The sequence below is a fragment of the Pseudomonas sp. MF6747 genome, assembly GCF_963890955.1.
Classification (GTDB): domain Bacteria; phylum Pseudomonadota; class Gammaproteobacteria; order Pseudomonadales; family Pseudomonadaceae; genus Aquipseudomonas.
Genome location: NZ_CAWPSZ010000034.1, coordinates 199,942 through 213,940 on the forward strand (window position 1 = coordinate 199,942; position 13,999 = coordinate 213,940).

General features: G+C 58.3%; 11 protein-coding genes. 9 read left to right on the forward strand and 2 right to left on the reverse strand.

Annotated elements, in window-relative coordinates; genetic code table 11:
- Window positions 1-118: 118 nt before the first annotated feature.
- Both AACW30_RS23110 and map read right to left on the reverse strand, forming a co-directional pair.
- The gene (locus AACW30_RS23110) at window positions 119-2,821 is read right to left on the reverse strand and encodes a [protein-PII] uridylyltransferase (protein WP_106577171.1); all 2,703 of its coding nucleotides are present in this window, start codon (window positions 2,819-2,821) and stop codon (window positions 119-121) included.
- A 65-nt stretch (window positions 2,822-2,886) separates the two neighbouring features.
- Window positions 2,887-3,669, reverse strand: coding sequence for a type I methionyl aminopeptidase (gene map, locus AACW30_RS23115; protein WP_106577170.1), 783 nt, complete (start codon window positions 3,667-3,669; stop codon window positions 2,887-2,889).
- 385 nt (window positions 3,670-4,054) lie between these two features.
- Here map and rpsB point away from each other — a divergent pair, with 385 nt between their 5' ends.
- From rpsB to bamA, 9 genes are all read left to right on the forward strand, one after another.
- A complete protein-coding gene (gene rpsB / locus AACW30_RS23120) occupies window positions 4,055-4,792 on the forward strand; it encodes a 30S ribosomal protein S2 (RefSeq protein WP_003219330.1) in 738 nt (245 codons plus the stop codon).
- Window positions 4,793-4,983: 191 nt separating this feature from the next.
- Window positions 4,984-5,847: a translation elongation factor Ts gene (gene tsf, locus AACW30_RS23125; protein ID WP_083359812.1), complete on the forward strand. Its 864-nt coding sequence runs from the start codon at window positions 4,984-4,986 to the stop codon at window positions 5,845-5,847.
- A gap of 212 nt (window positions 5,848-6,059) precedes the next feature.
- The gene (gene pyrH, locus AACW30_RS23130; protein WP_003172271.1) at window positions 6,060-6,803 is read left to right on the forward strand and encodes a UMP kinase; all 744 of its coding nucleotides are present in this window, start codon (window positions 6,060-6,062) and stop codon (window positions 6,801-6,803) included.
- A complete protein-coding gene (gene frr, locus AACW30_RS23135) occupies window positions 6,800-7,357 on the forward strand; it encodes a ribosome recycling factor (RefSeq protein WP_200623529.1) in 558 nt (185 codons plus the stop codon). The genes pyrH and frr overlap by 4 nt, the downstream gene beginning before the upstream one ends.
- Before the next feature lie 17 nt (window positions 7,358-7,374).
- Window positions 7,375-8,130 carry a polyprenyl diphosphate synthase gene (uppS, locus tag AACW30_RS23140; protein WP_017137143.1) on the forward strand — a complete coding sequence of 252 codons (756 nt, stop codon included), beginning with the start codon at window positions 7,375-7,377 and terminating at the stop codon, window positions 8,128-8,130.
- Entirely contained in the window at window positions 8,131-8,940 is an 810-nt protein-coding gene (locus AACW30_RS23145) for a phosphatidate cytidylyltransferase (protein ID WP_169368374.1), read from the forward strand.
- The gene (ispC, locus tag AACW30_RS23150; RefSeq protein ID WP_200623530.1) at window positions 8,937-10,127 is read left to right on the forward strand and encodes a 1-deoxy-D-xylulose-5-phosphate reductoisomerase; all 1,191 of its coding nucleotides are present in this window, start codon (window positions 8,937-8,939) and stop codon (window positions 10,125-10,127) included. The genes AACW30_RS23145 and ispC overlap by 4 nt, the downstream gene beginning before the upstream one ends.
- A gap of 53 nt (window positions 10,128-10,180) precedes the next feature.
- Window positions 10,181-11,533, forward strand: a complete 1,353-nt coding sequence (gene rseP / locus AACW30_RS23155) for a sigma E protease regulator RseP (RefSeq protein WP_119738754.1) — start codon at window positions 10,181-10,183, stop codon at window positions 11,531-11,533.
- Window positions 11,534-11,607: 74 nt separating this feature from the next.
- Window positions 11,608-13,998: an outer membrane protein assembly factor BamA gene (gene bamA / locus AACW30_RS23160; RefSeq protein WP_200623531.1), complete on the forward strand. Its 2,391-nt coding sequence runs from the start codon at window positions 11,608-11,610 to the stop codon at window positions 13,996-13,998.
- Window position 13,999: the final 1 nt, after the last annotated feature.

The window sequence follows — 13,999 nt, forward strand, 5'->3', positions numbered from 1 at the left end:
GTGGGAGCGGGCTTGCTCGCAAATGCGGTGCATCAGTCAATCCATGTGTACCTGACCCACTGAATTCGCGAGCAACCCCGCTCCCACACAAGTGCGCCCACACAGTGATAACAGGTGTTCAAATAGTCAGGCGCGTCAGCTCGACACCGGGCTCCTGGGTCACGCTCAGTTGCTGCACGATCGCAGCCTGCAAGCGTCGGCACAGTTCAGGGTCGGACAGCGGCTGGTTGTCGGCGTCGGTAATGAAGAACACGTCCTCCACGCGCTCGCCGAGGGTCGCAATCTTGGCGTTCTGCAACGACAGGTCGAACTCCAGGAAAATCCCGCCGATGCGCGCCAGCAAGCCGGGGCGATCCGGCGCGCTGAGTTCCAGCACGGTCACCGGGCGCTGGGCGTCGTTGGAAATGGTCACCTGAGGCGCAAAGGCAAAGTGCTTGAGCTGACGCGGTACCCGACGCTGGATGATCGTCGGGTAATCGTCCGGGTTACGCAGTGCTTCGGTCAGGCCTTCGCGGATCTTTTTCACGCGCACCGGGTTATCGCCGATGGAGTCGCCGTCGGTGTCGAGCACGATGTAGGTGTCGAGGGTGAACTGGCTGCTCGAGGTGATGACCCGCGCGTCATGGATGTTCAGGTTCAACTGGTCCATGGCCGCCACGGTCACGGCGAAGAAGTCGTGCTGGTCGGGCGCATAGATGAAGATCTGCGTGCCGCCTTCGAATTCGCGCTGGGTGGTTTCTTTGATCAGTACCAGCGGGCCACCATCGGCGGGCTGCTGCAGGATCGCGTCACTGTGCCAGGCCACGTCGCCGGCGGTGTGGCGCAGGAAGTAATCGTCACCCAGTTGCGACCACAGCTGTTCGACGTCGTCCGGGTCATTGCCGCCGCGCACCAGGATATCCAGGGCCGCGCTTTGGGTGCGGCGGATCTGCTCTTCGCGATCTACCGGGTTTTCCAGGCCGCGGCGCAGCGCGCGCTTGGTCTCGGTGTAGAGCTGGCGCAGCAGGCTGGCACGCCAGGAGTTCCACAATGTCGGGTTGGTGGCATTGATGTCGGAGACGGTCAGCACATAGAGATAGTCGAGACGGGTTTCATCACCGACGATGCCGGCGAAGTCGTGGATTACCTGTGGGTCGGACAAATCCTTGCGCTGGGCGGTGGTCGACATCACCAGGTGGTTCTGTACCAGCCAGACGATCAGGCGGCTGTCCCACAGCGGCAGTTGATGGCGCTGGCAGAACGCCTCGGCATCGACTGCGCCGATTTCCGAGTGGTCGCCATGCCGGCCCTTGCCGATGTCGTGGTACAGGCCGGCCAGGTAGATCAGTTCCGGCTTGGGCAGCTTGGCCATGAGCTTGCTGGCCAGTGGGAATTTCTCTGACACCTGGGTGTACTGCAACTTACGCAGGTGTTTGATCAGGTTCAGGGTATGGGCGTCTACGGTGTAGATGTGGAACAGGTCGTGCTGCATCTGCCCGACGATAAAGCCGAACTCCGGCAGGTAACGCCCGAGGATGCCGTACCGGTTCATGCGCCGCAGGTTGCGGTGGATGCCGATTTTGCATTTGAACAGCTCGATAAACAGGCTGGTGTTGCGGATGTCATTGCGAAAGTCATCATCGATCAGATGACGGTTTTCCCGTAGCAGGCGGATGGTGTCGGCGCGCACGCCTTTGATTTCCGGCTGCTGGGCCATCAGCACAAAGATTTCCAGCATGGCGAACGGGGTGCGGCGGAACACGTTGTCGTTGCGCGCCTCGATGTAGCCGTCGTGCAGTTGGAAGCGCGAGTTGATCGGCTGCGGCGGTGCTTCGTCTTCAGGCGCCAGGATCACTTCTTCGAAGTGCTGGATGATCAGGTCGCTGAGCTGGGCGATGCTCATGACCACCCGGTAGTACTGCTGCATGAAGCTTTCGATGCTGGTCTTCGCGTCCTCGCCCTCGAACCCCAGGAGGGTGGCGATGGAGCGCTGGTGGTCGAACAGCAGGCGGTCTTCGGAGCGGCCGGCGAGCATGTGCAGGGCATAGCGCACTTTCCACAGGAACTCCTGGGACGAGGCCAGCAGGGCGTTTTCGCTCTCGACCAGAAAGCCTTCGCCAGCCAGGGCGCGCAGGTTCAGGGTGCCGTATTGGCGACGCGCGACCCACAAAATGGTCTGGATATCGCGCAGTCCGCCCGGTGAGCCTTTGACGTTGGGTTCCAGGTTGTATTCGGTGTCGTTGTACTTGTGGTGCCGGGCCTTCTGCTCGGCGCGCTTGGCCAGGAAGAATTCCTTGCTCGGCCACATATGCGCGGTGCTGGTGACTTCCAGCATGCGCTTGCGCAGGCGCTCGGGGCCGGCAATGGTGCGGCTTTCCATCAAGTTGGTGATGACGGTGAGGTCGGCGCGCGCCTCTTCGGCGCATTCGTCTACAGAACGAACGCTCTGGCCGACTTCCAGGCCGATGTCCCACAACAGTGTCAGAAAGCGCTCGATGGAATCGCGAAAGATCTCATGATCGGCGCTGTCCAGCAGGATCAGCAGGTCGATGTCAGAGTAGGGATGCAGCTCACCGCGACCGTAGCCGCCGACGGCCACCAAGGCGATATCGGCGTCTTCACTCCAGTTGAACTGTTCCCAGGCCTTTTGCAGGATGTTGTCGACGAACCAGGCGCGGTCCTCGATCAGTCGACGAATGTCCCGGCCACTGCGAAAGCGCGCATCCAGCACTTCGCGGGCCTGGCGAATAGCCTTCTTGAAGGCGAAGATGGGGCTTGCCTTCAAGGCCAGTTCAGCCTGGAACTGGCCACGGTCGAAGAGTTCGGGATCCACCTGGGGCATCGATCGGCTTTCCTTTCTATCTATCAGTCAGTCACAACACCGTTGGGGGAAAACCAAAGCAACCTTTACGCCGAAACGCGTGGAATCGTGTCGTCTGCGCGCAAGGTGAAGATCTCGTAGCCGGTTTCGGTGACCAGCAGGGTATGTTCCCACTGTGCCGAGAGCTTGCGGTCCTTGGTGATGGCGGTCCAGCCGTCGCCCAGCACCTTGGTGTCGGCCTTGCCCTGGTTGATCATCGGCTCGATGGTGAAGGTCATGCCCGCCTTGAGTTCCATGCCGGTGCCGGCGCGACCGTAATGCAGGATCTGCGGTTCTTCGTGGAATACTTTGCCGATGCCATGGCCACAGAATTCGCGGACCACCGAGAAGCCGTTCTTTTCAGCGTGCTTCTGGATCACTTCACCGATATCGCCCAGGCGGCAGCCGGGTTTGACGATTTCGATGGCCTTGTACATGCATTCCTGGGTGACCTGCGACAGGCGCTCGGCCCAGACCGGCACGGTGCCGACGTGGAACATGCGGCTGGTGTCGCCGTGGTAGCCGTCTTTGATCACGGTCACGTCGATGTTCAGGGTGTCGCCGTCTTTCAACGGCTTGTCGCCTGGAATCCCATGGCAGACCACGTGGTTGATCGAGGTGCAGATGGACTTGGGGAAGCCCTTGTAGTTCAGCGGCGCAGGGATGGCTTTTTGCACGTTGACAATATAGTCGTGGCAGATGCGGTCCAGGGCTTCGGTGGTTACGCCTGGCTTGACGTGCTCGGCAATCATTTCCAGCACGTCGGCAGCCAGTTTGCCGGCAACGCGCATGCCTGCGATGTCTTCGGCGGTTTTCAAGGTAACGGTCATACAGGCTCTCTCTAGCGCGACGCGCTGAAATCAATACGGTTTACGGGCGTGCGACAAAAGGTTGCAGAATTCGCACAAGCCCCAAAAAACGCGATTCTACCAGACGCGGGCGGCAAACCATGAGCGTCTGACGATCGCTTCTCTCTATAAGGTAGGGGCATGTTGGCTCTATTCAAAGGCTTACGCAAAAGCCGATCACGGCAAATGTGATTGCGGGTTTCGTTTTTGTCCTTCGTGTGGTATAAAATGCGCCGCTTTCCGGGGATACCCCGCAAAGCTTAAATCCACACACGTGTCGACACGATGACCTGGGTGCCGGAGGCGAATGCCGCTGGTTGGTCATTGGGATACGTGGAGGCCAAACCCGACTTATTAAGGAACTATCATGTCCCAAGTCAACATGCGCGATATGCTGAAGGCCGGTGTGCACTTCGGTCACCAGACCCGTTACTGGAACCCGAAAATGGGTAAATACATTTTCGGCGCGCGTAACAAGATCCACATTATCAACCTTGAAAAAACCCTGCCAATGTTCAACGAAGCGCTGACTTTCGTAGAGCGTCTGGCCCAGGGCAAAAACAAGATTCTGTTCGTCGGCACCAAGCGTTCCGCTGGCAAGATCGTTGCTGAAGAAGCAGCACGTTGCGGTTCGCCGTACGTCGATCACCGCTGGTTGGGCGGCATGCTGACCAACTTCAAAACCATCCGTGCTTCCATCAAGCGTCTGCGTGACCTTGAAGTGCAAGCCGAAGACGGTACTTTCGCCAAGCTGACCAAGAAAGAGGCGCTGATGCGCACTCGCGACCTGGAAAAGCTCGATCGTTCCCTGGGTGGTATCAAGGACATGGGCGGTCTGCCTGACGCACTGTTCGTTATCGACGTTGATCACGAGCGCATCGCGATCACCGAAGCCAACAAGCTGGGCATCCCTGTTATCGGCGTAGTCGATACCAACAGCAGCCCGGAAGGCGTTGACTACATCATCCCAGGCAACGATGACGCAATCCGCGCTATCCAGCTGTACATGGGTTCGATGGCTGACGCTGTAATCCGTGGTCGCAACCACGTTGCTGGTGGTACCGAGCAGTTCGTTGAAGAAGCTCCGGTAGCTGCCGCTGAGTAACTGACGCCCTGGCGTTGACTCAGTAAGCAAAAAGGGGGCTTGGCCCCCTTTTTGCCACCTCGAAAACCATTTGTCGGCAGCGCAGCTACATCTTCTGTAACGTGCAGCGGCCTACAAGGGTGATTCGGGAAGAATTGATCGCCCGTTTGATCGGGTGGAATGGTTGAAAACCTATCCAAGAGGATTTTGAAATGGCAGAGATTACTGCAGCGTTGGTTAAAGAACTGCGTGAGCGCACCGGCGAAGGCATGATGGATTGCAAAAAGGCCTTGACCAAGGCCGGCGGCGACATCGAAAAAGCCATTGATGACATGCGTGCTTCCGGCGCCATCAAGGCTGCCAAGAAAGCAGGCAACGTAGCTGCTGAAGGCGCTATCGCTCTGAAAGAAGACGGTAAGTCCGCTGTTCTGCTGGAAGTGAACTCGCAGACCGACTTCCTGGCTCTGCAAGACGACTTCAAGGCATTTGTTGCTGCTAGCGTTGAAAAAGCGTTCGCCGACAAACTGACCACTGTTGAGCCGTTGATCGAAGCTCAAGAAGCTGCTCGCCTGGTACTGGTCGGCAAGGTTGGCGAAAACGTCAACATCCGTCGTCTGGCGCGCATCGAAGGTGATGTGGTTGGCGGTTACCTGCACGGTAACAAAATCGGCGTTGTGGTTGCCCTTAAAGGCGGCGACGTTGAGCTGGCCAAAGACATCGCTATGCACGTAGCGGCCAGCAACCCAGAGTTCCTGCTGCCATCGGAAGTGTCTGCTGACGCAATCGAGCGCGAAAAAGCTGTGTTCCTGAGCCTGAACGCTGACAAGATCGCCGGCAAGCCAGAAAACATCGTTGAAAACATGATCAAAGGCCGTATCAGCAAGTTCCTGGCTGAAGCGAGCCTGGTTGAGCAGGCGTTCGTCAAGAACCCTGAAATCAAGGTTGGCGAACTGGCCAAAAAAGCCGGTGCTGAAATCGTTTCCTTCACTTACTACAAAGTAGGCGAAGGCATCGAGAAGCCGGTCGACAACTTCGCTGAAGAAGTTGCTGCCCAGCTGGCTGCCGCCAAGCAATAAGACGGTTTTCAACTGTCGCCCGAAAGAGGCTGCCCGCTCACGCGCGCAGCCTCTTTTCAAATGGGAAGGCCAATTTTTATTTGGTTTCCTCTCGGAACTGGCTTACAAAGCCGTGTTCCGATGGCGCTGAGACAGCGTCCAGCTAGAGTGAACGCAAGCCGTAAACGGCTCGCCAAGAATTTTTAAAAAATACGCCGCAGGAGAGATTCGCAATGGCTCAGCAGGGCAGTGGTTATCAGGCTCGCTATAAACGCATTCTACTCAAGCTTAGCGGCGAGGCCCTGATGGGCTCGGAAGAGTTCGGGATCGATCCCAAGGTGCTCGACCGCATGGCGCTGGAAGTCGGCCAATTGGTCGGTATCGGTGTTCAGGTCGGCCTGGTGATTGGCGGTGGTAACCTGTTCCGTGGTGCGGCGCTGAGTGCGGCCGGCATGGACCGGGTAACTGGCGACCACATGGGCATGCTGGCCACTGTGATGAACGCCCTGGCAATGCGTGACGCCCTGGAGCGTGCCAATATCTCGGCGATCGTGATGTCGGCTATTTCCATGGTTGGCGTGACCGATCACTATGATCGTCGCAAAGCCATGCGTCACCTGAACGCCAAAGAAGTAGTGATCTTTGCTGCCGGTACCGGCAACCCGTTCTTCACCACGGATTCGGCTGCCTGCCTGCGCGCCATCGAAATCGATGCCGACGTCGTGCTCAAGGCCACCAAGGTGGACGGTGTCTACACCGCAGACCCATTCAAGGACCCGCATGCCGAGAAGTTCGATCATCTGACCTACGATGAAGTACTGGATCGCAAGCTGGGCGTGATGGACCTGACGGCTATTTGCCTGTGCCGTGACCACAAGATGCCACTGCGCGTATTTAACATGAACAAGCCCGGCGCCCTGCTGAACATCGTACACGGCGGCGCGGAAGGGACTCTGATCGAGGAAGGCCAACAATGATCAACGAAATCAAGAAAGACGCTCAAGAGCGTATGCACAAATCCCTGGAGTCTCTGGCCCATGCTTTTGGCCAGATTCGTACCGGTAAGGCACACCCAAGCATCCTGGGCAGCGTGATGGTGCCGTACTACGGCACTGACACCTCCATTACCCAGGTCGCCAACATCACTGTAAAAGACTCGCGCACCCTGCAAGTCGTGGCCTTCGAGCGCAACATGCTCGCAGCCGTCGACAAAGCCATCCAGAGCGCCGGCCTGAACCTCAACCCGACCAACCTGGGCGAGTTGTTGCTGATCTCCATGCCTGCCCTGACTGAAGAGACCCGCAAGGGCTTCACCAAGCAGGCGCGCAGCGCTGCTGAAGATGCACGTGTTGCCGTGCGCAACATTCGTCGTGATGCGTTGGGCGACCTCAAGAAACTGGTCAAGGACAAAGAAATCAGCGAGGACGAAGAGCGTCGCGCCGTTGCTGAAATCGACAAACTGACCAAAGACGCCGAGGCCCAGATCACCAAGGCCACGGAAGAGAAAGAAAAGGACCTGATGGCCGTATAAGGGGTCAGGACGCCTTCATGGAAAAGACCAAGCAGACTGTGCCCTCCGTGGTGCCGCGCCATGTCGCGATCATCATGGATGGGAATAATCGCTGGGCGAAAAAACGCTTTATGCCGGGTGTCGCCGGGCATAAGGCGGGTGTCGATGCGGTGCGCGCTGTTATTGAAGTGTGTGCCGAGGCCAAGGTCGAGGTGTTGACTCTGTTTGCCTTCTCCAGCGAGAACTGGCAACGGCCCGCCGAAGAAGTCAGCGCCTTGATGGACCTGTTCTTCAAGGCGTTGCGTCGTGAGGCCAAGCGCCTCAACGACAACAACATCAGCCTGCGCATCATTGGTGATCGCTCGCGGTTCCATCCGGAACTGCAAGCGGCCATGCGCGAAGCCGAGGCTATCACCGCCGGCTCCAACCGTTTTGTGCTGCAGATTGCAGCCAACTACGGTGGCCAGTGGGATATCGCCCAGGCTGCACAGCGGCTTGCCCGCGAAGTGCAGGCCGGGCATCTGCGGCCCGACGACATTACGCCCGAATTGTTGCAAACCTGCCTGGTAACCGGTGATCTGCCGTTGCCGGACTTGTGCATCCGTACCGGTGGTGAGCACCGCATCAGCAATTTCCTGCTGTGGCAGCTGGCCTACACCGAGCTGTACTTCTCCGACCTGTTCTGGCCGGACTTCAAACACGATGCCATGCGCAATGCGCTGGCCGATTTCGCTTCCCGTCAGCGTCGCTTCGGTAAAACGAGCGAGCAGATCGAAGCTGGAGCCCGGGTTTAAATGCTTAAACAACGAATCATCACAGCACTGATCCTGCTGCCGATTGCCTTGTGTGGTTTTTTTCTGCTCGACGGTTCCGGCTTTGCGCTGTTTATCGGCCTGGTCGTTACCCTGGGTGCTTGGGAGTGGGCACGCCTGGCCGGTTTCAACGAGCAGTTGCCTCGCGTGGTTTACGCCGCTGTGGTGGCGCTGTTGCTGTTTCTCATGCATACGCTTTCGAGCATTGTCGTGCCTTGGGTGTTGGGGGCAGCGGTGCTGTGGTGGGCGCTCGCGACCTTCCTGGTGCTGACCTACCCGCGCACCAGCGGCCAATGGTCCAGCGTGGCCAGCAAGTTGGTGATTGGTCTTCTGATTTTGCTGCCGGCCTGGCAAGGGCTGGTTGAAATCAAGAATTCGCCGATGGGCAACTGGCTGATCATGGCGGTGATGGTCCTGGTGTGGGGTGCTGACATTGGTGCCTACTTCTCCGGCCGGGCGTTCGGCAAGCGCAAGTTGGCGCCCGCCGTCAGCCCGGGCAAGAGCTGGGAAGGTGTTTACGGTGGCTTGGCATTGACGTTGGTGATCACGCTGGTTGTCGGCGTGGTGCGCGACTGGTCGGTCAAGGAAATTCTTCTGGCTTTGCTGGGCACTGCCGTTGTGGTGTTCATCTCCGTAGTGGGTGACCTCACCGAAAGCATGTTCAAGCGCCAGGCCGGAATCAAGGACAGCAGCAACCTGCTGCCGGGTCATGGCGGCGTGCTGGATCGAATCGACAGCCTTACCGCTGCCATTCCCATCTTCGCCGTGCTGTTGTGGATGGCGGCTTCGTGAGCCGCCTGCAACAGGTGACCGTGCTGGGCGCGACCGGCTCGGTCGGGCTCAGTACGCTGGATGTGATCGCTCGCCATCCAGATCGTTATCAGGTATTTGCGCTAACCGGCTTCTCTCGCTTGAATGAGTTGCTGGCCTTGTGCGTGCGTCATACGCCTAGATTCGCCGTTGTGCCAGAGGTGTCGGTAGCGCGCGGCTTGCAGGACCAATTGAGGTCTGCAGGCCTTGCGACCCACGTATTGGTGGGCGAGGAGGGCTTGTGCCAGGTCTCGGCTGATGCCGAAGTCGACACTGTGGTGGCCGCCATTGTTGGCGCGGCAGGGTTGCGCCCGACACTGGCCGCGGTCGATGCCGGCAAAAAGATCCTGCTGGCCAATAAAGAGGCGCTGGTGATGTCCGGCACGCTCTTTATGCAGGCTGTGCGCAAGAGTGGCGCCGTGCTGCTGCCTCTGGACAGCGAACACAATGCGATCTTCCAGTGCATGCCCGGTGATTTTGCCCGAGGCCTGAGCCAGGTTGGCGTGCGGCGGATTCTCCTGACGGCTTCCGGTGGCCCTTTCCGACAAACTCCGCTGGCTGATCTTGAGCATGTCTCGCCTGATCAGGCGTGTGCACACCCAAACTGGTCGATGGGGCGAAAAATCTCCGTGGATTCGGCGAGCATGATGAACAAAGGCCTTGAGTTGATCGAGGCGTGCTGGTTGTTCGATGCGCGGCCTGATCAGGTCGAGGTGGTGATTCACCCGCAGAGTGTGATTCATTCTTTGGTCGACTATGTCGATGGTTCGGTTCTGGCCCAGTTGGGCAACCCCGATATGCGTACGCCAATTGCCAATGCACTGGCCTGGCCGGAGCGGATTGATTCCGGCGTTGCGCCGTTGGACCTGTTTGCCATTGCCCGCCTGGACTTCGAAGCGCCCGACGAGCAGCGCTTCCCGTGCCTGCGTCTGGCCCGGCAAGCGGCAGAGGCGGGCAACAGTGCGCCGGCCGTGCTCAATGCGGCCAACGAGGTGGCGGTGGCGGCGTTTCTTGAGGGGCGTATTCGCTTTCCGCAGATCGCGAGTATCATCGAGGACGTTTTGAGTCTTGAGCCCGTTGTGGCAGTGGATGATTTGGGTGCAGTGTTCGAGGCCGATACAAAGGCCCGGGCCCTGGCCCAGCAGTGGTTGAACCGCAACGCGCGTTAGTCTGTGGGCAGGTTTGAGTCTTCAGGCACTGGATTGGAATGCGGAGAAATTAGATGAGTGCGCTCTACATGATTGTCGGCACCCTGGTTGCTCTGGGTGTGCTGGTAACCTTTCACGAATTCGGCCACTTTTGGGTCGCGCGTCGTTGCGGCGTCAAGGTGCTGCGCTTTTCCGTCGGTTTCGGCATGCCGCTGTTGCGTTGGCACGACCGTCGGGGCACTGAATTCGTGATTGCGGCCATTCCGCTGGGCGGCTACGTCAAGATGCTCGACGAGCGTGAAGGCGAGGTACCTGTCGATCAGTTGGACCAATCCTTCAACCGTAAGACCGTTCGTCAGCGTATCGCCATTGTCGCAGCCGGCCCGATCGCCAATTTCCTCTTGGCAATCGTGTTCTTCTGGGTCCTGGCCATGATGGGCAGCCAGCAGGTGCGCCCGGTCATCGGCGCAGTTGAAGCAGACAGCATGGCGGCCAAGGCCGGGCTGATCGCTGGGCAGGAAATTGTTTCCATTGATGGCGAGCCCACCACCGGCTGGGGCGCTGTCAATTTGCAGTTGGTTCGCCGCATGGGCGAGAGCGGCACTATTAATGTGGTGGTGCGCGAGCAGGATTCCACCGCCGAGACGCCGCGTGAATTGTCCCTGGACCATTGGCTCAAAGGCGCAGAAGAGCCTGATCCGATCAAGTCTCTGGGCATTCGTCCGTGGCGTCCGGCCCTGCCGCCGGTGCTCGCCGAGCTGGACCCGAAAGGCCCGGCGCAGGCCGCAGGTCTGAAAACCGGCGATCGCCTGTTGGCGCTGGATGGTCAGGCGCTGGGCGACTGGCAGCAAGTGGTGGATCTGGTGCGTGTACGGCCTGATACCAAAATTGTGCTGAAAGTTGAGCGCGATGGTGCTCAAATCGACGTCCCTGTGACCCTGGCTGTTCGCGGGGAAGCCAAGGCGGCCGGGGGTTACCTCGGTGCGGGGGTAAAAGGTGTCGAGTGGCCGCCATCGATGGTGCGCGAGGTGAGCTTCGGGCCTTTGGCGGCAATTGGCGAGGGTGCAAAACGCACTTGGACCATGAGTGTGCTGACGCTCGAATCGCTCAAGAAAATGTTGTTCGGCGAGCTCTCGGTAAAAAACTTGAGTGGACCGATAACCATTGCTAAAGTGGCGGGCGCTTCTGCCCAGTCGGGTGTCGCGGATTTCCTGAATTTCCTGGCTTATCTGAGTATTAGCCTTGGAGTTCTGAATTTGCTGCCCATTCCAGTATTGGATGGGGGGCATCTGTTGTTTTATCTGGTCGAGTGGGTGCGTGGTCGCCCCTTGTCGGATCGGGTGCAGGGTTGGGGGATACAGATCGGTATCAGTTTGGTGGTCGGAGTGATGTTGTTAGCTCTGGTCAACGATCTGGGACGACTGTAACGCTTCGCTGAATTGCGAATCTGCCGCATTTTGCGGCAGTTTGTTTATTGCCAGTTGGAATAAGAAAGGACTTCATGAAACGTCTGCTGCTAACTGCGGTTCTCACCGTATTGATGATCGCCGAAGTTCACGCCGAGTCCTTCACTATCTCCGATATTCGCGTCAACGGCCTCCAGCGGGTTTCCGCGGGAAGCGTCTTTGGTGCCTTGCCGTTGAACGTCGGGGAACAGGCGGATGATCGTCGCCTGGTGGAGTCCACTCGTGCGCTGTTCAAAACCGGGTTCTTTCAAGATATCCAACTGGGTCGCGAAGGCAACGTCCTGGTCATCACTGTCGTCGAGCGACCTTCTGTCGCCAGTATCGAGATCGAAGGTAACAAAGCGATCTCCACTGAAGACTTGATGAAGGGTCTCAAGCAATCCGGCCTTGCCGAGGGCGAGATCTTCCAGCGCGCCACCCTTGAAGGTGTGCGTAACGAATTGCAACGTCAGTACGTTGCCCAGGGCCGCTATTCCGCGACCGTGGAAACAGAAGTGATCCCGCAGCCTCGTAACCGTGTTGGCCTCAAGGTCAAGATCAACGAAGGCACGGTGGCGGCAATTCAGCACATCAACGTGGTGGGTAACACCAAGTTTGCTGATGACGACCTGATCGACCTGTTCGAACTCAAGACCACCAACTGGTTGTCGTTCTTCAAGAACGATGACAAGTACGCCCGTGAAAAACTGTCGGGTGACCTGGAACGTCTGCGCTCCTACTACCTGGACCGTGGCTATATCAACATGGATATCGCTTCGACCCAGGTGTCCATCACCCCGGACAAGAAGCACGTCTACATTACTGTCAACGTCAACGAAGGCGAGAAGTACACCGTTCGTGACGTGAAACTCAGCGGCGACCTGAAAGTACCTGAAGACCAGGTCAAGGCGCTGTTGCTGGTACAGAAAAACCAAGTGTTCTCGCGCAAGCTGATGACCACCACGTCCGAGCTGATTACCCGTCGTCTGGGTAACGAAGGCTATACCTTCGCCAACGTCAACGGCGTACCGACTCCGCACGATGATGACCACACTGTGGACATCACCTTCGTCGTTGACCCGGGCAAGCGCGCCTACGTGAACCGCATCAACTTCCGTGGCAACACCAAGTCTGCGGACGAAGTGCTGCGTCGTGAGATGCGTCAAATGGAAGGTGGCTGGGCGTCGACTTACCTGATCGACCAGTCCAAGACTCGTCTTGAGCGCCTGGGCTTCTTCAAAGAAGTCAACGTCGAAACCCCGGCCGTACCGGGCGTTGATGACCAGGTTGATGTGAACTACGCCGTTGAAGAACAAGCGTCGGGTTCGATCACCGCCAGCGTTGGTTTCGCACAGAGCGCCGGTCTGATCCTCGGCGGCTCGATCACTCAGAACAACTTCCTCGGTACCGGTAACAAGGTTTCCATCGGCCTGACCCGAAGCGAATACCAGAGCCGCTATAACTTCGGTTATGTCGACCCCTACTGGACTGCTGACGGTGTGAGCCTGGGCTACAACGCCTTCTACCGCACCACCGACTACAAAGACCTCGACGTTGACGTTGCAAGCTATGCGATCGACAGCCTCGGCGCCGGTGTCAACATCGGTTACCCGATCAGCGAGACGTCGCGTCTGACCTTCGGCCTGACCGCGCAACAAGACAAGATCAAGACCGGTGTGTACACCGTGGACGAAATCTTCGACTTCGTGCGTAAAGAGGGTGACCAGTTCCTGAACTTCAAGGCTTCGGCCGGTTGGTCGGAATCGACCCTGAACAAAGGCGTGCTGGCGACCCGTGGTCACTCCCAGAGCCTCACAGCAGAAGTGACTACGCCGGGCAGCGACCTGTCGTTCTTCAAGCTCGACTACCGTGGTCAGTTGTTCCAGCCGTTGAGCGATAACTACACCATGCGTCTGCACACTGAGCTGGGTTATGGCGACGGTTATGGTTCGACCAATGGCTTGCCGTTCTACGAGAACTACTATGCTGGTGGTTTCAACTCGGTGCGTGGCTTCAAGGACAGCACCCTGGGCCCTCGCGGTACGCCGAGCCGTGGCTTCGACAAAACCGGTAACCAGGGTACCCTGCTTGACTCGGACAACGATCCCCTGCCATTCGGTGGTAACGTTCTGATTCAAGGTGGTGCGGAGATTCTGTTCCCGCTGCCATTCGTCAAGGACCAGCGATCCCTGCGTACTTCGGTCTTCTGGGATGTGGGTAACGTGTTCGACTCCAAGTGCGAACAAGTTCAAAACCCTAAACCTGGTTCTGTGTCGAACACCCAGTGCAACGACGTGAGCCTCAGCAACCTGGCGAGCTCCGTGGGTGTGGGTGTGACATGGGTGACCGCGCTTGGCCCATTGAGCTTTGCTCTGGCCATGCCGATCAAGAAACCGGATAACGCTGAAACCCAGATTTTCCAATTCTCCCTCGGCCAGACGTTCTAAG